Annotated in this window: 15 protein-coding genes; 7 read left to right on the top strand and 8 right to left on the bottom strand. The window is 41.5% G+C overall.

Annotated elements, in window-relative coordinates; translation table 11 throughout:
* Positions 1-62: 62 nt before the first annotated feature.
* Positions 63-2,243 (bottom strand): alpha-galactosidase, encoded by a 2,181-nt coding sequence (locus AC1Z3S_RS08855; protein WP_461740069.1) that lies wholly within the window; start codon positions 2,241-2,243, stop codon positions 63-65.
* A gap of 81 nt (positions 2,244-2,324) precedes the next feature.
* Here AC1Z3S_RS08855 and AC1Z3S_RS08850 point away from each other — a divergent pair, with 81 nt between their 5' ends.
* Both AC1Z3S_RS08850 and scrK read left to right on the top strand, forming a co-directional pair.
* Positions 2,325-3,134: a helix-turn-helix domain-containing protein gene (locus AC1Z3S_RS08850; RefSeq protein ID WP_461740068.1), complete on the top strand. Its 810-nt coding sequence runs from the start codon at positions 2,325-2,327 to the stop codon at positions 3,132-3,134.
* 26 nt (positions 3,135-3,160) lie between these two features.
* On the top strand, positions 3,161-4,030 hold the full coding sequence (scrK, locus tag AC1Z3S_RS08845; protein ID WP_461740067.1) for a fructokinase ScrK: 870 nt from the start codon (positions 3,161-3,163) through the stop codon (positions 4,028-4,030).
* 134 nt (positions 4,031-4,164) lie between these two features.
* Here scrK and AC1Z3S_RS08840 read toward each other — a convergent pair whose 3' ends face one another.
* Positions 4,165-4,989 carry an AraC family transcriptional regulator gene (locus tag AC1Z3S_RS08840; RefSeq protein WP_461740066.1) on the bottom strand — a complete coding sequence of 275 codons (825 nt, stop codon included), beginning with the start codon at positions 4,987-4,989 and terminating at the stop codon, positions 4,165-4,167.
* 170 nt (positions 4,990-5,159) lie between these two features.
* Here AC1Z3S_RS08840 and AC1Z3S_RS08835 point away from each other — a divergent pair, with 170 nt between their 5' ends.
* From AC1Z3S_RS08835 to AC1Z3S_RS08820, 4 genes are all read left to right on the top strand, one after another.
* On the top strand, positions 5,160-7,355 hold the full coding sequence (locus AC1Z3S_RS08835) for an alpha-galactosidase (protein WP_461740065.1): 2,196 nt from the start codon (positions 5,160-5,162) through the stop codon (positions 7,353-7,355).
* Positions 7,356-7,369: 14 nt separating this feature from the next.
* Positions 7,370-8,632, top strand: coding sequence for an extracellular solute-binding protein (locus AC1Z3S_RS08830; RefSeq protein ID WP_461740064.1), 1,263 nt, complete (start codon positions 7,370-7,372; stop codon positions 8,630-8,632).
* An 8-nt stretch (positions 8,633-8,640) separates the two neighbouring features.
* Positions 8,641-9,516 (top strand): carbohydrate ABC transporter permease, encoded by an 876-nt coding sequence (locus AC1Z3S_RS08825; protein ID WP_461740063.1) that lies wholly within the window; start codon positions 8,641-8,643, stop codon positions 9,514-9,516.
* Between the two features lie 435 nt (positions 9,517-9,951).
* Complete coding sequence (locus AC1Z3S_RS08820; protein WP_265457975.1) at positions 9,952-10,782, top strand: carbohydrate ABC transporter permease; 831 nt, start codon at positions 9,952-9,954, stop codon at positions 10,780-10,782.
* Between the two features lie 319 nt (positions 10,783-11,101).
* On the opposite strand, the gene gtfA is transcribed toward AC1Z3S_RS08820, so the two are convergent.
* The 6 genes from gtfA to AC1Z3S_RS08790 are packed head-to-tail and all read right to left on the bottom strand — an operon-like array spanning position 11,102 to position 19,374.
* Positions 11,102-12,547 carry a sucrose phosphorylase gene (gene gtfA, locus AC1Z3S_RS08815; RefSeq protein WP_461740062.1) on the bottom strand — a complete coding sequence of 482 codons (1,446 nt, stop codon included), beginning with the start codon at positions 12,545-12,547 and terminating at the stop codon, positions 11,102-11,104.
* Between the two features lie 4 nt (positions 12,548-12,551).
* On the bottom strand, positions 12,552-14,237 hold the full coding sequence (locus AC1Z3S_RS08810; protein ID WP_461740061.1) for a glycoside hydrolase family 13 protein: 1,686 nt from the start codon (positions 14,235-14,237) through the stop codon (positions 12,552-12,554).
* A gap of 12 nt (positions 14,238-14,249) precedes the next feature.
* The gene (locus tag AC1Z3S_RS08805) at positions 14,250-15,917 is read right to left on the bottom strand and encodes a glycoside hydrolase family 13 protein (protein ID WP_461740060.1); all 1,668 of its coding nucleotides are present in this window, start codon (positions 15,915-15,917) and stop codon (positions 14,250-14,252) included.
* A gap of 4 nt (positions 15,918-15,921) precedes the next feature.
* Entirely contained in the window at positions 15,922-16,764 is an 843-nt protein-coding gene (locus AC1Z3S_RS08800) for a sugar ABC transporter permease (protein ID WP_461740059.1), read from the bottom strand.
* Complete coding sequence (locus AC1Z3S_RS08795; protein ID WP_461740058.1) at positions 16,764-18,125, bottom strand: carbohydrate ABC transporter permease; 1,362 nt, start codon at positions 18,123-18,125, stop codon at positions 16,764-16,766. Before AC1Z3S_RS08795 ends, AC1Z3S_RS08800 begins: the two co-directional genes overlap by 1 nt.
* A 43-nt stretch (positions 18,126-18,168) precedes the next feature.
* Entirely contained in the window at positions 18,169-19,374 is a 1,206-nt protein-coding gene (locus AC1Z3S_RS08790) for an extracellular solute-binding protein (protein WP_461740057.1), read from the bottom strand.
* 205 nt (positions 19,375-19,579) lie between these two features.
* Here AC1Z3S_RS08790 and AC1Z3S_RS08785 point away from each other — a divergent pair, with 205 nt between their 5' ends.
* Positions 19,580-20,563: a LacI family DNA-binding transcriptional regulator gene (locus tag AC1Z3S_RS08785; RefSeq protein ID WP_461740056.1), complete on the top strand. Its 984-nt coding sequence runs from the start codon at positions 19,580-19,582 to the stop codon at positions 20,561-20,563.
* The last annotated feature ends 53 nt before the right edge of the window (positions 20,564-20,616 follow it).

The following is a 20,616-nucleotide window of genomic DNA, read 5'->3' as shown; positions in this document are numbered from 1 at the left end:
ACCAAATGCAATCTCATTCGGGAATCTATCTGTCCACAAGACTAATGTCACAGCCATTTTTTCTATTCCTTAGTAAAATGTACGGCCATCACGGCAAAATCTTCTTTTAAGCGGGGAATTAAAATTCCCTCCTGATTGAATTCTGCACCGCTAGCCACTTCGCCAGTTGCATCATTGCGGTACATCGCTTCGGCATCTAGATAATGCAATTTCAAATAATTTGCAGGGACCGCTGGCTGCGCTAAGCCATTGGAATAAATCAACAAAGCTTCTTTTTCATTTTTAAAGAGCCAAGCCGTCGCAAATTGCTGAGCTGTTGGTGCCAACAGACGATAGAACTCGCCAAATTGCAACAGCTGGCGATGCTTTTTATAAAAGGCAATTTGTTCTTGAATTTTTCCCAAATCAGCGGGCGTTTGCTTGCTGATATCCAGCTCATAACCAAAATTTCCACTCATGGCAATCCAGCCCCGTGTTTCCAGCGGCGTTATCCGTCCCACCTGATGATTCGGCACATCAGAGACGTGGGCCCCCATCATAATCGGCGGATACAAATAGCTGTATCCATATTGAATACTCGTACGACAGAGAGCATCAGAATTATCACTGGTCCAAGTTTGCGGCATGTAGGCCATCATGCCAGGATCGAAACGACCGCCACCACTGGAGCAATTTTCAAACAAAACTTGTGGAAACTGTTGAATTAAGCTAGCTAAAATCCGATACAAGCCTAACACATAACGATGGCTGATTTCTTTTTGCTGCTGTGGAGGTAAAACGAAATTGCCCACCTCAGTTAAATGGCGGTTCATATCCCATTTAACATAGTCGATGGCTCCAGTGGCTAAATGCTGACTCAAAGCCGCAACAACAAAATCTTGAACTTCAGCTCGACTTAAATCTAAGACTAACTGCTGACGGCCTTCGGTTAACGGATAGTCAGGCACCTGTAACGCCCAATCAGGATGGGCGATAAACAAATTACTATTTTTTGAAATCATTTCCGGTTCAAACCAGAGACCAAATTTTAAACCTAATTTGTGGACCTCATCAGCTAAGCCCGTGATGCCATGGGGCAGTTTATCTTGATTGACCTGCCAATCACCTAATGAAGTGGTGTCATCGTCGCGCTGACCAAACCAGCCGTCATCTAAGACAAATAATTCTATACCTAATTGACTGGCAATATTTGCCTGCTGAATTAATTCTTCCTCCGCTAAGTCAAAATAATTGGCCTCCCACGTATTTAATAAAATCGGTCGCTCCGCTTTGGCGAAAGTTTGCGGTACTAGATACTCTTGATAAACTTGGTGGAAGGTTTGCGACATTCCATTAAAGCCCTTTTGACTATAATTTATAACGACTTCAGGTGTTTGAAAACTAGTCTGAGGATTTAATTGCCATTCAAAGGTCTCCGGCTGAATCCCCATTTGCAGCCGGCTTGAGCCATACTGCTCCACTTCAACTTGCGCTGCAAAATTACCACTGTAAACTAAATGAAAGCCAAAGACTTCCCCAGCAAATTCTGTTGTGCTGGCATCTGCCAAAGCGATAAAGGGCTGATGCTGCGGGCTGCTGGTGCCGCGACTGCTTTCGATTTTTTGAATTCCGGGATGGAGCGCCTGCCGATGCAGATTGGCTTCATTTGTGTGGGAGCCGTTCAGGGTAATCAGCTCAAAATCATTTCTAGGAAAATCCAGCTGCAACGAGCCGGCATTCTCTAGAAAAACGGCTTGGCTGCCGTTGTTTTCAAATAAAACATTGCGGGTAATGACCGGAAATTTTTCATATAAATTATAGACCAAGGTCATTTGCAGCTGGCTGATGTCATCTACAAGCTGAATTTCTAATGTCGTCACCTCAGTCTCGCCGCCTTTTAAAGCCGGCAGACCAGCTAAACGTTGTTTACCTTGATAAATTTTATGACTAGCATAGCTGAAGTCGGTCACATTGCTGCCGTTTGCTAAACGAATTTGATAATTGGCGATTCGGTGGTCGCCATTTCCCTGCGTGCTGGTTTCTAATGGTAGCGCATTGAGGGATAGGCCCCGCTCTTCAGGAAAAGGATTGGTCGCAAACCCTCGGTCAATGAATTGTAAATGATTGCTGCCATGATAGCTAGGCAGCCTAGAACCGAAATAGCGGTGGGTCAGATATTTTTCTCTTTCCACCCCAATTACGTAGCTCAGCTGCTGATTTTGCAGATGGAAAAAATTTCCTGTCTCTTGATAGAAAATTGGCATTTTCTTTACCTCCAAGTTTGTATATACTGTTTATATAATGAGGATAAGCAAGATACTGATTGGCCGCAAGAAGAAATAATTGTGGAGGTGGGTAAAAAATTGCAGCAGTTCGTCAAACGATTTCATTATTTATCACCCCAAAATTTACCTTACATCCAAGGTGCAGGCCGCAGTCAAGGTCACGCTAATTATTTTTGGGACGGTGCCGCCCGCAAAGACCAACTGGTGGTGTTGCAACTGACCCTTGCCGGTGAAGGGCAACTAAATAGCGGCGGCAAAGATATTCCCCAACGGCCCGGCGATTTTTTTGTCGCCGCTATCCCGGGAAAATTCAGTTACTCTGGCACGGATTGGCAGTTTGCCTATCTGGAATTTGCGCCAATTTTTCGTCAATGGTTGACAGCTCCCACGCAAATTGGTCAAGGGGCCAGCCCCGCCTTTCAAAAAAGACTGCTCAACTTGGTGGACAGCTTAGCTACAGCAGACTTGAGCTTACACGAGAATGCCAAGCTGGCGTTTGATTTCTTTTTAGATTTATTGGCGGAATTAGAACGGCTGCAACAGGCCCGTTCTCCAGAAGCTGAACAGATTAAAAAGTATTTAGAGGAACACTTCCAAGAAGATTTTGGCTTGGATGACTTGGCGGAGCTTTTTGCTAAGTCTAAATACCAAATTATCCATCTTTTTGAGGCCGCCTACACCATCACGCCGATGGCTTATCTGCGGAAGTTTCGCATTTTAAAAGCCTTGGAGCTATTAGGTGAAAAGAAAAATTTACAGGAACTCGCCGAAGCGGTCGGTTTTTCCGACGGCAATTACTTCGGCAAATTATTTAAAGCCGAATTGGGGCTAACCCCCACGGAATATAAATTGAGCAAAGGCTATCACTAATTTTTTATAAACTGGAGGAAATGTACATGTACGGTTCAATCGAAGCCGGCGGGACTAAATTTGTCTGCGCTGTCGCCAATGAAGAATTAGAAATTTTAGAAAGAGTGAGTTTTCCCACAACCATCCCAGAAGAAACAATGGGCTTGGTGATTGAATTTTTCCAAAAATATGCCGCTGAATTAAAAGGCATCGGCATCGGCTCATTTGGCCCGATTGATATTCATCGGGACTCACCGACTTATGGTTTTATTACATCCACACCAAAAATTTCCTGGCAAAATTTTGATTTTGTCGGCAGCATGAAAAAGGCTTTTTCACTGCCAATTGCTTGGACCACCGATGTGAATGCCGCAGCCTATGGTGAATATGTTTTTGGTAAAGGTCAAGGCTTATCCAGCGTAGTTTATTATACAATCGGGACTGGCGTTGGCGGCGGTGCATTGCAAAACGGCCAATTTGTCGAAGGCTTCAGCCATCCAGAAATGGGCCACATGATGGTCGTGCCCCATCCAGATGATAGCTTCAAAGGCAGCTGTCCTTTCCATGGCAACTGTTTAGAAGGAATGGCAGCTGGACCGGCCGTTGAAAAACGCAATGGCAAAAAAGGCCAAGACATTCCGGAGACCGACCCTTTTTGGGATATGGAGGCCTACTACATTGCCCAATGTGCCTACAATACAACCTTGATGCTTTCGCCAGATGTAATTATTTTTGGTGGCGGTGTGATGAAGCAGCGCCATATGGTTGAAAAAGTACATCAAGCCTTCACTAAATTAATTAACGGCTATGTCAAAACTCCGCCGCTAGCAGATTATATTGTTACACCGGAGTTGGAAGACAATGCCGGCACTTTAGGCTGTTTAGCACTAGCCAAAGAAGCCAAGTTACATTCTTAAACTAAAAAGGCAGTAAGTTGCTATTTTTGAATTTCCAGCAAAGGCAAAACCTTCGCTAAGAGATTCAAAAGAAACTTACTGTCTTTTTTTATTTTTAAGTTAGTCGTGGAAAGATTTATCAAGCTCTTCCTAACCTATTTTTCTAAACGAAATTCCTGCGGTGATTTCCCCACCAGCCGCTTAAAGGCTTTAGAAAATGTAAACTGGTCTTTATAGCCTACCAGACTGGCGACATTTTGCAGAGAATAATTGGTGTCCTTCAAAAATTCTTTGGCCGTTTCCACCCGCAAATTTAATAAATACTGCTGTGGACTGCTTTCCGCAAATTTTTTAAAAATCGTATGGAGATAGCTGCGGGATAGATGCAACGCCGCACCGACATCGGTGACATTGTAGCCATCTGCCAAATTATCCTTCATCAACTGCACCGCTTGACTGAAATGCTCATAGGAACTAGTTTTTGACTGGCCTTTTTGCGAAGGATATTCCTGAATCAGCTGATGGAAGGTCTGAAAAATCCCGCTCTGCACTAAGAGGCGGTGACTCAAATTCAAAGGCTGATGCAGGCTCTGATATAAAGTTTGATATTCTTTGGCAAACTGACTGCTGGCAACACCCTTTAAGTAATGCCGCTCCATTAATTGACTCTGGAGCAAAATATCCCGAACGCTGCTGCCGGAAAAACCAATCCAGCTATACTCCCACGGATCTTGATGGTCCGCTTGATAAAAACACGGTACCCCCCGCGGCAAAATAAAAACATCCCCCGCCGTTAAATGTGTCATGCGATTGCCGGCACTGGCAAAGCTACCCTTCCCCGATAAAATAAAATGCAACACATAATAATCCCGCGCATTATTGCCGGAGTAGGCATAATCCGCCGGCGTTAATTCCCGCCCAAAGAAGAGGACATTACAGTCAAAATGTTCAATACTAACTTTCTTGTATTCGTATAGCATCGCTTTCCCTCCAGAAAATATGTCAAAATGTCTTAATTACATTATGACATATTTTACCCACACCTAACCATGTTTTTATAAAAAAATTCTTGTTATGATTAATCCATCGACAGTAAACGTTTTCAAATCCACTGAACCACTACATATTTTTTTTAAAGGAGTACAGAACTATGACAAACTTAATTTCTTACGACGGTGAGCGGCAGGTCTTTCATTTAAAAAATCAACAGATCAGCTACCTGTTAGCAGTTGAGGATTTTGATCTAATCAGCCATTTATATTTTGGCAAGGCCGTTGAGAATTATCACGGCCAAAGAAAATATCCCCGAGTTGACCGCGGCTTCTCCGGCAATCTGGCTGGTGTTGAGGACCGCCGTTATTCTCAAGACACATTACTAAGGGAATATAGCATGGCCGGCGAAGGGGATTATCGAACCCCCGCTGCTAAAATTGTTCAAGCCGATGGCAGTTATGCTTTGAATTTTAAATTCACCGGCTTTGAAATGTTTCCCGGCAAGCCCAATTTGACTGGCTTACCGCAAGCCTATGTCGAAGCTGACAGCGAAGCCGAAACCTTGGTCATCACCTCATTTGATGAAGTCAGCCAATTAGAATTGGCTAACTATTACACAATTTATCAAAATCGCCCGGTGATTGCCCGTTCAACTCAGCTAAGAAATCTAAGCAATCATTCAGCTGTGATTAATAAATTGGCTTCTCTGCAACTCGACTTTGCAGCCGAAGAATTTTCGGTAATTTCTCTACCGGGAGCCCACAATAAAGAACGCCAAGTCCAAAAAGAAGCGATTGGCTATGGCATTAAAAAGTTCGGTAGCCGCCGCGGCTCAACGAGTCATCACATGAATAATTTCATCGCTTTAGAAAAAGGTGCCGCCGATGAATTTCAAGGAGAGGTCTTTGGCTTTAATCTAGTTTATTCTGGCAACCACAGCTTTGAAATAGAGCGAGACCAAATTGATCAGCTGCGTTTAGTAGCTGGTATTAATGAGGAAGATTTTGCTTGGGAGTTAAATGCCGGCGAAACATTCCAAACACCGGAAGTTCTGATGGTTTACTCAGATCAAGGCTTAAACAAAATGAGCCAAGCCTATCATGATTTATTGACCAACCGGGTAGCTCGAGGCAAGTACCGCAACGCGGAACGCTCGATTCTAGTGAATAACTGGGAAGCCACTTATTTTGATTTCACCGAAGAAAAATTATTACCGATTGTCAATGCTGCCGCTGAGGTTGGCATTGAAATGTTTGTCCTAGATGATGGTTGGTACGGCCAGCGGGATGCCGACAACAGTTCCTTAGGGGATTGGGTTGTAGACAAACGCAAATTTCCAAAGGGCTTGAATCATTTTGCTGATTATGTTCATAAAAAAGGCTTGCAATTCGGTCTGTGGATGGAGCCAGAAATGATTTCCATTGATTCCGATTTATATCGTGAGCATCCAGATTATCTGATGGCTTATCCCGGTCGCACGCCGGCACCGAGTCGCAGCCAGCATTTGTTGGACCTAGGTCGCAAAGAAGTGCGGGACAATGTCTTTCATCAGCTATCAGCCATTTTTGATGAAGGCTATGTTGATTATGTTAAATGGGATATGAACCGCAGCCTATCAGAAGTCTTTTCTCAGCAATTGGCGCCGAGCAATCAAGGGGAAGCCTTCCACCGTTATATTTTAGGACTCTATGAGCTTTTAGAAAACCTAGTTACAAAGTATCCCGACATTCTTTGGGAGGGCTGTTCCGGTGGTGGTGGTCGTTTCGACAGCGGCATCTTACACTATATGCCGCAATCATGGACAAGTGACAATACGGACGCTGTTGAGCGTTTGAAAATTCAATACGGCACTTCCTTAGTCTATCCGCCGTCTGCCTTCACCTCTCATGTTTCTGATATTCCCAATCATCAAACCGGTCGCAAGGTTTCCTTAGAGACTCGGGGAAATGCCGCCATGAGTTCGACTTTTGGTTATGAATTGGATTTAACAAAACTAACAAAGACCGAAAAACAAGCTGTTGCTGAACAAGTTTCCTTATATAAAGACATTCGGCAAACGGTCCAATTTGGTCAATTTGCCCGCTTAAAAAATCCTTTTACCAGCAATGAATGTGCGTGGCAGTTTATCGCTCAAGATAAAAAAGAAGTGCTGGTGATGGCCTTTAAAATTCTAAATCAAGGGCAAGAACCTTTTAGCCTGTTGAAACTAACAGGCTTAGAACCAACTAAAACCTACCAAGCTGAAAATGGTGAGCTCTTTGGTGGCGATGAATTGATGAATCTCGGCTTTTATTTACCGCAGCAGACAGAAGATTTTTCTTCTTGGCTGTATCGCTTTAAACTTGTTGACTGATAGGAGTGGAAAAAATGCAGTTATCTAAAAATAAATGGCTTCTGACCACTGGCTTAGCTTTAACAGTGGTCGGCCTTAGCGCCTGCGGCAGTTCGGAAACGAGCAGCGACGGCCGAGTGACGATTGAATATTTTAACCAGAAAAAAGAAATGTCGCAAACTATCCAAGAAATCGCTAAAGATTTTGAAGCCGAAAATCCTGACATTCACGTTGAGGTGATTGATGTTCCCAATGCCGGCGAAGTAATTAAAACCCGCATGTTGGCCGGTGACGTGCCGGATGTCATCAATCTCTACCCCCAAAGTATTGAATTGCAGGAATGGGCAAAAGCCGGCTATCTCGAAGATTTAACGGATGAGCCTTACTTGGAAAATATTAAAAATGAATATGCCCAACGTTTCGCTGTAGACGGGAAAGTCTACAATGTACCTTTATCTGCTAATGTTTATGGCTTTTACTACAATAAAACTGCCTTTGATGAAATGGGCTTAGAAGCTCCTGAAACTTGGGCGGAATTCCAAGACTTAGTGGCTGATATTGAAGCTCAAGGTCAAGTTCCCTTTGCAATAGCTGGGTCTGAAGGTTGGACCTTAAACGGTTATCATCAGCTGGCCTTAGCGACAGTGGCCGGCGGTGAAGAAGAAGCCAATGATGTTTGGCGTTTTTCTGAAGTCAACGGCATCAGTGTCGATGAACCAGACATGCAGGGAGATTTCAATCGTCTAGATTTATTAAGAGAACCCGGTGCTCTGCAAAATAACTGGCAGGGAGCCGGCTACAATGACACCGTTGTGACCTTCACAAAAGGCGATGCTTTGATTATGCCGAATGGTTCTTGGGCGATGCCGATGATTAATTCGCAAGATCCTGATTTTGAAGTGGCTACCTTCCCGTTTCCAGCTGATGAAGCTGGCGAAAGTTTGACGATTGGCGCCGGTGATTTGGCGATGTCGATTTCTGCAACTTCTGAGCATAAAGAAGAAGCTCAGCGTTTTGTTGAATATATGACCACTCCAGAAGCAATGCAAAAATACTACGATGTCGATGGTTCACCTGTCGCCGTTGAGGGCGTGGTGGAAAATGACGAAGACTCGCCATTAAGCGGCCTGACTGAGTTAGCCTTTACTGACCGCCACTTGGTTTGGTTAGCCAAAGACTGGAATAGCGAAAATGATTTTTACACCTTGACGACAAATTATTTACACAACGGCAACCAGCAGATGATGGTGGATGCACTGAACGCTTTCTTTAATCCGATGAAAGCAGATGGAAGGTAGGGAGTTTCATGAAAATAAAAGAGTTTTTAAACCGTTATTGGGCCGTCATCTTTGTTGCAATTCCAATTATTCTGCAAATCGTCTTCTTCTACTTTCCAATGGTGCAAGGAGCCTTTTACAGTCTTACCAACTGGACCGGCTTAACCTATAATTTTGATTTTGTTGGGTTGAATAATTACAAAATCCTCTTCTCAGATCCAAAGTTCATTAAATCAATTGGTTTCACTTTAATTGTCACCGTTTGCATGATTGCCGGCCAAATCGGCTTTGGGATTTTAATCGCCCGGGCCTTGAACTCCAACATCCGCGGAAAAACCTTCTTTCGAGCTTGGTTCTTCTTCCCCGCTGTTCTGTCCGGCGTAGTCGTTTCCCTAGTTTTTAAACAAATTTTCAACTACGGCTTGCCGACAATCGGTAATGCGCTTGGCATTGAATTTCTGCAAACGGGCCTCTTAGGAACCACTTGGGGCGCTATCTTTGCTGTGATTTTCGTCCTGCTGTGGCAGGGAATTGCCATGCCAGTTATCATCTTTCTTGCTGGTTTTCAAAGTATTCCCCAGGAAATCATTGAAGCTGGCCGGATTGACGGGGCTAATGACAAACAAATTTTTTGGAATATTGAACTGACCTATTTATTACCAAGTATTTCGATGGTCTTCATTATGGCTTTAAAGGGCGGACTGACTGCCTTTGACCAAATCTTTGCCTTAACCGGCGGCGGACCAAACGACGCCACAACCTCTTTAGGTCTTTTAGTCTACAACTACGCCTTTAAAAATAACCAATTTGGCTATGCCAATGCCATCGCCCTAGTCCTATTTATCCTCATCGGGCTCGTTTCAATGGTGCAATTAAAAATGTCGAAGAAATTTGAAATCGAGTAAGAGCTTATCCGTTACAAACAAACGGATGAATGAGAATCAAACTAATTTTCTGCAAGAAAATTATTCCCTTAATACGAAGTAGGATTTCAGTTCCGCTTTTCACAGTCACTCTCGGTTAATAAAACAAACTTTTAGCTAAAAGAAGACTTGAAAAAGCCTGTTTAGCGGAATGACATACGGATGAGAATTAAACTAATTTTCTGCAAGAAAATTATTACCTTAACACGAAGTAGGATTTCAGTTCCGCTTTTCACAGTCACTCTCGGCTAATAAAAAAACTTTTAGCTAAAAGAAGACTTGAAAAAGCCTGTTTAGCGGAATGACATACGGATGAGAATCAAACTAATTTTCTGCAAGAAAATTATTCCCTTAACACGAAGTAGGATTTCAGTTCCGCTTTTCTCCAATTCAGTTCAATACAATAGGAGGTTCCTAATGAAAACATCGAAAGAAAAAAATATTCCAAAATACTTGCTCTTGCTGTTAGGCGGCTTTATGATTTTAGTGCCGCTGCTAGCAACCTTGTTCAGCTCCTTTAAAACGACCCCAGATATTATGAATAATTTCTTCAGTCTGCCAAATCCCGGCACACTGGATAACTTTAAGCGACTACTAGAAGACGGCATCGGCCATTACTTCTGGAATTCAGCCGTGATCACGGTCATTGCCGTCCTCTTAGTAACGGCAATTATCCCGATGGCTGCCTATTCGCTGGCCCGCAAAATGTCCAGCGGCAAAGCTTACGGATTAATGTATCTCTTTTTAATTCTAGGAATTTTCGTTCCTTTCCAAGTCATTATGATTCCAATTACCGTTATGATGAGCCGGATTGGCTTAGCAAATATGTGGGGCCTAATCTTGCTTTACATCACGTATGCTGTCCCACAAACGCTGTTCCTGTACGTTGGCTTTATCAAATTAAACGTGCCAGTCAGCTTGGATGAAGCTGCTGAAATTGACGGCGCCAGCCATTTTACCACCTATTTCAAAATCGTTTTTCCAATGTTAAAGCCAATGCATGCAACCACCGTCATCATCAATGCCCTGTGGTTCTGGAATGATTTCATGTTACCGTTGTTGATTTTAAATAGGGATTCTAACATGTGGACCTTGCCTTTGTTCCAATACAACTACACGGGACAATATTTCAACGACTACGGCCCAAGCTTTGCTTCTTACACGGTGGGGATCATCACCATCACTTTAGTCTATCTAGTCTTCCAAAGAAATATCATTGCCGGTATGAGCAATGGTGCTGTGAAATAAAAGAAACCTGAAGAGTCCTCGCTCAAGTGATTGCAGCGGGGATTTTTTGTTTTGAGAATTATTCAGGCTGTCGATATAGACAGGACTAAATTTTTAATTAGTCCTTGTGGGTATTTGGATTGTGGCGAAACATTATTACAGCGATTTCTAACGGGTTTAAAATAATTCATCCCATCAGCTACAGAATTATTAGGTCAGCTTACCCATGATTGTCTTAAAAATGTTAGGCCAACTCTCACGCTCTTAACTTCCATCAGCAACTTCAAACCACAAAAAGTCCCTACAACGGTTTAATTTCCGTTGTAAGGACAAATTTTATTTACTGTTCAGAAACCAACTTGCCATTTTCATAAATACTGAAGCTTTTTGTTTGGCAATCAGCCGTCAGTGTTGCCGTTACCTCACCCGTTTGATTTTTACGGGTAATGACAATTTCCGTTGCGCTTGGTGTCTCCACGGTGATGCTGCCAGCTAAATCAAAGGCAGCACTGTGATTGCGGAATTTCAATAATTCAAAAAGCTGTTGAACAACCGGCCGCTGAACTTCCTCCGCAATTTCAGCTAAGTCATAGTAATGGCGATTGATATTGCGCCCTTCTTTGGTGGCCTCTAATAGCTCAATATCATTTTTCCCGGCCAGTAATCCGACATAATAAACCTGCGGAATACCTGGAGCAAAGCATTGCAGCGCCCGTGCCAACAGATAGCTGCGATCATCGTCGCCTAATGCACTGTAGTAGCTGCTGTTGATTTGATAAATATCTAAGTTGTTGTAGCTTTCAGAGGAATAAATCTTTTTAACATTGGCGCCAACTTTATACAACTCTTCAGAAGTATAGCTCAGCTCCTCCGGGGATAATAAATCCCGGGCATCCACGACCCCGATGCCATCATGGGTATCCAGTGTCGTAAATTGTTTCATCGGGCTCATCTTCAACCAATTTGCCAAAGGCGCGGTCTGACCGCTATACAGGCTATATAAAGTCAGCATCGGCAAAGCAAAATCGTAGATAAAATAGTCGTGATTGGCAATTTTCATTTGGATTGAATAGTGCTCGTGAATTTCCGGCAATAACGCCACTTGATGTGTGGCCGCCTCCGCCCTAACCTCATCCAATAATTCCCAAATTTCCGGTTCAACAAAAAAGTCATTGGTGTCCAATTTTTTGATGGCATAGGCAAAGGCATCAAGGCGAATCAGCGAACAACCATGAGCCGCCATATCGGCAATCGTTTCTTGAATAAATTGTTTAGTAACGGCCTTCGTGACATCCAAATCAATCTGCTCTTCCCCAAAGGTATTCCAGACTAATTCCTGCTGACCATCGGCAAAGGTCACCTCTTGAAAAGGCGCCTTGTCTTTGCGTTTATAAATTAAGTCAATGTCGGCTTGTGTCGGTCGATTTTCAGGAAAAAACTCGTGAATCCGGATGAACATTTCTTTATAAGCGGAGTCTTCGTGCTTTTCTTTAAAGTCTTTAAAATAAGTTGATTGGCGAGAAATATGATTGATCATAAAATCAAACATCAGGTAATATTTTTCCCCTAACGCTTCAATCTCCGGCCAATCGCCAAAAGCACTGTCCACCTCCCGATAATCAATCGGGGCAAAACCGCGGTCGCCCGTCGATGGAAAAAAGGGCAGCAGATGAACTCCGCCAATCACATCCGTTAAATAATTATCCAGCACTTGATTTAGTTCTTTCAGATTTTTGCCTAAGCTGTCAGCATAGGTGATTAGCATGACTTGATTGGTTAGCTTCATTTTTTTATCCTCCAAAATTGGCAATGATGAGACTCTCGTATGGCTTCAGCATCAATTGTCCTGCTGAAATTTTTTGTCTCCCATAATTCCCTAAAATAAAATGATCGAAATCCTCTGATATTTCAATTTCTTGGACTTCGTTTGTCACATTAACGACTGTTAGAATTTCCTTTTCAGCAAGTTTTCGTAGATAGACAATCGTTTGGCTATTGTCAGTCAAAACTGGTTGAAATTCTCCGTAGATGACAACGTCACGATAAATACTGTTTTTCCGCAACGCAATTAGTTGTTGGTAATAACGAAAGACTGAATGTTCATCAGAAATTTCAGATGCAGCATTTATTTCAGGATAATTGGGATTCACCTTTAACCATGTTTGATCAGCAGTTGAAAAACCAGCATTTTTTGAATTCTCCCACTGCATTGGCGTGCGGGAATTATCACGACTGCGCTGGCTGACAGCTTCAAATGCTGCAGTTTGTGTCATACCGGACAATTTAGCCCTATGAAATTGGTCATGGGTGGCGATATCATCAAAATCGCTAATAGCTGTCATCCCAGCGTTATTCGTCATCCCTAGTTCCTCTCCCTGATAAATAAACGGGGTTCCCCGAAGCATCATCCATAATGTAGCCAACATTTTTTTACTTTCATTATTGATATCGGCTGCTGGTAAATATTTATTAAGCGAACGGGGTTGATCATGATTTTCTAGATAAGTCGCTCCCCACCCCTGTTTTTGTGTCTCCACTTGACTCTCGAAAACTTTTTCTGCAAATAATGGCCAAGTCCAGCCACTCGGTTTAAACCATTCCCCGGTTGTCGGCACGTCGATATCTGTATAACTAAAATCAAAAACCATGGAATAAAAACCATCTTCACCAATATATTCACCTAAACGCTCATGAGGTACATTCGCTTCGGCAACCGTCATGCTGTCATGGGGGATAAAATTTTTTTCCTTCATTTCTTTTAACCAAATTTCAATTCCCGGCTGATTTAAAATCCATGGACCAATAAAGGTCAGTCCGTCCTCACCATCTGCGGGAAAGTCCCCTAGCTCAACTCGCTTTTTAATATTTAAAATTGCATCAATCCGAAAACCAGCTAAGCCTTTATCTAACCAGTAGTTAATCATATCGTAAATATCCTGTCGCAAATTGTCATTTTCCCAATTTAGATCCGGTTGCTTTTTTGTAAAAGCGTGAAGGTAAAATAAATTATCCTCTCCTGGTACCAAATCCCAAGCAGAATCGCCAAAATAAGAGCGCCAGTTATTAGGTGCTTGACCCCCACGGCCTTCGCGGAAGACATAGTAATCCCTGTAAGGACTGGCAGGATTTTTAATCGCTTCTTGGAACCAAACATGTTCATCTGATGTATGATTGACTACCAAATCCATCAAAACTTTAATTCCTAGTTGATTGGCTTTGGTTAATAGTTCCTCCAAATCCTGATTACTGCCAAACATCTCATCAACTTGATAATAGTCGGCGATATCATAACCTCCATCATCCATCGGTGACTTGTATACAGGGCATAGCCAAATAACATTAATCCCCAGTTCCTTGAGATAATCTAAACGAGTGATAATCCCTGGAATATCGCCAATCCCATCCCCATTGCTGTCTTGAAAACTTTTGGGGTAAATCTGATAGACAACCGCCTCTTTCCACCATTTTTTTTTCATCCTTTACGCTCCCTAATCCTTTAAGATAAGTCCTTGATACGGTTGCAATTCCACTTGTTTTTTCTTCCAAGCAACGTGGTCATAATTAGTTAGCAGCACTTCCGATTTCTCCAAAGGCAGCGTCATTTTTTTATTAGTAAAATTAATTACGACGGTTAATCTTTGATTAGCTAATACCCGCTGATATGCGATGCATCCGGCATAGTCTTCTAAGATTGGCAAACTATCACCATCAATCCAAATCGGCTGCAGAGCAGCTTTTTTACGCAAAGCTGTCATTTTTTTATAGAAATTCAACAAGGAGGCTGGATTCTCTTCTTCTACTTGATAATTCAATTGAGGATAATTAGGATTGACCGCAAACCAAGGTGTTACATCGCTAAAGCCTGCATAAGCTGTATTATCCCATTGCATAGGCGTCCGACTATTCTCTCTATTTTCAATATTAATCTGTTGCAGAGCTTCAACTTCGGTATAATTGCGCAAAAGATAGTCTTGGTAGTTATTGTGGGTGGCCAAGTCTACATACTCTTCAATCGACGCTTTTGGATAATCCACCATGCCAATTTCTTGGCCCTGATAAATCACGGGAATTCCCCGCAAAAAGAAATAAAACAATGCCAGTGCTGAGGCCGAATGAAAGCTAATCTCTTTTTGAGGAATGAAGCGATTCAGAGCTCTTGGCAGATCATGATTCTCAATGAAATTTGTGAAAAACACACGCCCGTTAGCTAATTGCTGTTTTTTAAACACTAATTTTTTCAACATTTCAATAAAAGCTACTGGATCATCTCGATATTTTTTGTCTTGCACTGTAAAAGGTGTGTGATAAAAGTCAAAAATCGAGGTGAAGTAGCCATCATCACCGAAGTATTCCTCCCATTTTTGAGGATCCTCAACATCCATTTCAGCAATCGTTAAAATGTCCTTGCCTTTAAAAGTCATATCGCGCATTTCTCCGAGAAACTCACCGATGCCTTCTGCGTCTCGATATAATTCCCAATTGGTTGCTAAGCCGTCAGGTCCATCAGCGGGACTATCCTCTTGATCATAAATTTTCTTAATGTGGGAAATGGCATCAATCCGAAAGCCAGCTACCCCTTTGTCCAACCAAAATTCAATCACCTTATACAATTCCTGCCGTAGTTTGGGATTCTCCCAATTGACATCTGGCTGCTCTACTGTAAATAAGTGCAAATAGTATTTATTTGTGCCAGCGATTTTTTCCCACGCACTGCCGCCGAAAATCGAGCGCCAATTGTTTGGTGGCAAATCGCCTTTACCTTCTTTTATCACATAATAATCCGCATACTCACTATTTAAATCCGCCATTGCTTTTTTGAACCATTCATGTTCAGAAGAAGTATGATTAATTACCAAATCCAATAAGACTTTAATCCCTCGATCATTAGCGGCGGCTATTAGTTCCTCAAAATCTTCATTAGTTCCAAACGAAGGATCAATTTGTAGATAATCAGAAATATCGTAACCATGGTCTACCATTGGCGATAAATTAATTGGACTAATCCAAATTACTGTTATACCTAAATCTTTCAACTGATCTAAATGTTGAATAATCCCATGAATATCCCCAATTCCATCATGATTACTATCTTGAAAACTTTTGGGATAAATTTGGTAGCCAATTGCTTCTTGCCACCATTTATGTTTGACTGTCATCTTCTTAACCTTTTACGGAACCGCCCGTAATTCCTTCCACATAATATTTTTGTAGGAAAATAAAGAGCATTGTAATCGGGATTGCGATAATTACACAACCAGCGGTGAAAGCCATGTACAGATTATCCGCATTATCCCTAGTCATCATTGAATACAATCCAATTGCCACTGTGTAATTCTCCACCTTATCCCCCATAATGACACGGGCAAAGATAAAGTCCATCCAAGGCGACATAAATGCCTGCAAAGCTGTATAGACAATAATTGGTTTAGATAAGGGCAATGTAATTTTCGTAAAAATTTGAAATTTCGTTGCACCATCAATCATTGCCGACTCATCTAAAGAATGGGGGATTGTATCGAAAAAGCCTTTTGCAATATAAAAAGCTAAGGCTGCCCCTGATGAATAAATTAAGACTAGAGCAAATAAACTCTGGGTCAAATTTAACGCCTTCAAAATATAATAAACAGCAATCATACTCATAAAGCCCGGGAACATATTTAAAACCAAAGCAATTTTCAAAAAGCTCTTACGAAATCTAAAGCGCAACCGCGATAAAACGTATGCCATGGAAATCGTAATTGCTGTACTTAGCAGACAAGAAGCAATTGAGACAATCAGCGTATTCATAAACCAGCGAAGAAAAGGAAAACTTGAACTACCACTGAACAAAAACTTGTAATGTTCTAAAGTAAACTGCTTAGGAATGATATATGAAACAAACTGACCACCTTCTTCCCGAAACGAGGTCAAGACAATCCAAAGAATCGGAAAAACCCAGAGAATCGCCAGAGCAATCAGTAAAACATAAATTAAAAATTTGGTATTTTTGCGACTTTTTTCCATTAGATTTCTCCTTCTTTCTTATAGGAACCAGAACGGGTGTAAGCAAACAATGAGAAGATAGCACTCAATACAAAAGTGATAATCCCAATAACAGAAGCGATATTATAATCGGCGACCTCCACAGTCAATTTATACAACCAAGTCACTAATAAGTCCGTTTCACCAGCGCTGTAATAATCACTGTTCAATGGCCCTCCACCTGTCAGCAGATAGATAACATTGAAGTTATTAATATTACCAATAAATTGCTGAATCAAGCTTGGTGCCATCACAAACAAAATTTGTGGAAACGTAATATAACGGAAAATATGAAATTTATTCGCACCATCAATTCGGGCTGCCTCAATTTGTTCTTCTGGCAAGTTCATAATAATCCCTGTCGTCACCAGCATTGAAACTGGAATTCCAATCCACATATTGACAACTACGATGGAAATTTTAGCCATTAAACCGTCTGTTAAAAATGGAATCGGTCCGCTAATCCAGCCCCAATTTTCTAAAAGAGTGTTGATAGGACCAGAAGCATGCAGCATATTTTGCATAATCAATAGCGAAATAAATTGTGGTACTGCCATCGTCAATACGAAAAGTGTACGGAAAATTTTCTTGCCTTTGATACCTTTAGAATTAATCAGCATTGCTAATAAAACTCCAAAGAAAAAGCTAGTAACAGTCGCCAACACTGCCCAGATTAATGTCCAACCCAATAGTGGAAAGAAGGTGCCGGAAATACGGCCATTCAAGACATTGCCAAAGTTAACTAAGCCCACCCAGTCAAATAAATTCCTAGGAGGCAAGTGGTTGTGATCGTAGCTAGTAAATGCTAAAGAGATCATATACACCAGTGGTAAGACGGTGAAAATAATTACCCCTAGCATTGGAATTGACATCAGCGTTAAATGGAATTTTTCATCTAGTAACGATTTTAAGTCTGATCTAAAATTTGGAATGCTTAAGCCCTGTTCCCGCAAAAAGAAATTCTTGCGGCCGCTTTTCAGGCTAGCAACATACAAAAAGCCAAACGCTACGGCGGCTAAAATCGTAGCAATCCCATAAATCAATAGCAACATGGAATTATCACCAGGCACACGGATATTGATCTCCAATGCGGCATCATAAAACCAACTTTGCTCTGCTGTTCCCAAAGTAATCATGCCGATAATATTGCGAATTCCAAAAAGAATAAACCAGCTGACAAAAGCAATTTCTGAAATGAGAAATAAACATCCCTTCAAAATCTGCTGATGGATGATATTGCTGACTCCCATTAAAATAAAGGATAGCTTGTCCCCCACATCCCCTTGAGAAAAAAATTCTCTAAAAGAAATCTGATTGATTTCTTTTGCTCTGCTCTCTTCCATTTTTCCACCTCATTTTATCGTTTCAACTGTTCTTTACTATCAACTATTCTTCAGCAACTGTTGATGTGTCTTCAATCAGCTGAGTTAATTTATTTTCCATTTGATTTTCAGGAATTTTCCCTTTATAGGCATCGCTAATTACTGAAAGTGCGGAAGGCCAAAAACCAACCATCTCAGGAATTTTTGGCATCAACAATGTATGTTCTGGTGTCGCCATCTCAACAACTGTACTGGCCAAAGGATTTTCTAATACTTTAGCCGTTTCTTGCAAAACTAAATTGGAAGGAGTCATCCCTAATTCATCAAAAGCCCGTGACTGTGCCTCTTCACCTGCTAAGTAATTAGCCAACGCCATCGCTTCTAAAGGGTATTCAGTAAATGCATTGACACTATAAAGCTTCACTCCAAGAAAAGCTTTCATCTGGACACTCCCGTTGCCAAAGTCATTCATTGGATAGGTGGCAATTCCCATATTATCTCCTAGAATTTCTTCAACACTATCTTTCCCCCAAGGACCACTGACCAAAGCTGAAATTGACCCATTTTCTAATTGGCTCATTAAGTCAGCATTAGCTTGTACAACATTTGGATTAGCTTTTTGAGCCGCTATCCATTTTAAAACATTAACACCATACTGATCATTAAAGGTGGTTCCGTTAGGATCTTCACCATTATCTCCGTAAAGTTTCGAGCCATTCGATACAAAGAATGGGACAGCAAAATAATCAGCTCCGTTTTCCTCAAGGTTTAAACCAATTTTGGCTTTTGCCACAATCCCTTCAAAAGATTGAACATCCTCTTCACTCAAAACCGATTTGTCATAGTACAACATCATACTCTCTACACCATAGGGATAGCCATACATCTTGCCTTCATAAGTAGCAGCTTCGACGGCCTGTTCTGTATTTAATTCCGTCACATCATCACGATATTTGGTATTTTCATAAATAACACCGGCTTCAACTAATTGACCCAACTGATCATGGGGCATACTAAAAACATCGGCAGCTGCCTCTGGATCTTTTTTAACATATTCCTGTGCTTTTCCAGTATCAGATTCAATAATTTCAATCGGGTAGTCGATGTTATATGTTTCCCGATATTCAGCCACGACAGATTCATAAAATTCACTACTACCAGGATCGACCCATAATTTTAGACTGACCTCATCTTCTGCACCCTGCCCACAGCTGACTAAACCAAAACTAAGAAAAAGTACTGAACCTATTGCAAATAATTTCTTTTTCATTTTTTTACTCCTTCTTTTTACTCTTTCTATTGAAAAAATAATTGCTAATCATTTATGTCAATCGTTTTCATAAATTGAGAATAACAGTCGCAAATGAAATTGTCAACCGTTTTCATATGATAATCGTTACCATATGATTTATTCCTTGCTATATCAAGTTTTTAAGCTATAATTAAGTTAAGATTTTTTCTAAGGAGTTGAGCTCATGGCCAGTATTGAAGACGTTGCAAAAAAAGCCCGGGTTTCAGTGACAACCGTTTCCCGTGCCTTAAATAATCATCCTTATGTCTCAGAAAAAACCAAAAAGAAAATTGAAAAAGCGATGGCGGAGTTAAATTATTTCCCCAATAATGTCGCCCAGCAGCTGCGGGGCAAAAAATCCAAAATGATTGGTGTGATAATTTCTTATATCACCAATCCATTTTTCGCCTATCTAGTTAATGAAATCGAAAAAACCGCCTTAGCAAAAGGCTATAACCTTGTTGTTTTACAAACTCAGGGCAATCTTGAGCTGGAGGATTTTTTCATTCAGCTGATTCCCAAAAAACAGCTGGACGGAATTATTGTCACCAATTTAGAACATGCCACGGACAATATTGTTCAGCTAATTGATGAAGGCAAAATAATTCTCTGCAATCGCTACATCGGATCGAAGGAATTGCCGGTGATTCAAATTGATGAAGAGGCCGCCAGCTATCAAGGAACCAAGTTTTTAATTGAAAAAGGCCATCGCAAAATTGCCTTTTGCACTGGCAATATTCGCAATGCCCACGACCACCGTTTTAAAGGCTTTTTAAAAGCCTTAAAGGAAGCTGGTATCGAATTTTCTGACACAGATTATTATGAAAATATTCTAGGGGCTGCAGGCGGCCGCCAATTTTTACAAAAAACGATGGCTGCTGATACTTTGCGACCAACCGCCGTTTTTTCCAACGGCGATGAAGTGGCAGCTGGCATTATCAGCGAAGCCCGCAAATTTCAGTTAACTATTCCAACTGATTTAGCGGTCTTAGGCTTTGATGACCAACCGATTGCCGCTTTAACCAATCCAGAAATCACTACGATTCATCAGCCGATTGAGGAAATGGGTCGGCTGGCAGCAGAAGCCTTGATTGCCAAAATTGAAGAGCAACCAGTTCCCGAAGCAGCACCGTTAGAAACCCGCTTAATCATTCGGGAGTCAGTTTAACCTCGAAGGAAAATAACAATCACTCAATACACACAAAAACACCTCTTAAGTAA

Source organism: Enterococcus sp. LJL90, assembly GCF_056924355.1.
Note: the sequence above shows the minus strand (reverse complement) of the source record. Positions and strands in the feature narration are given on the sequence as shown.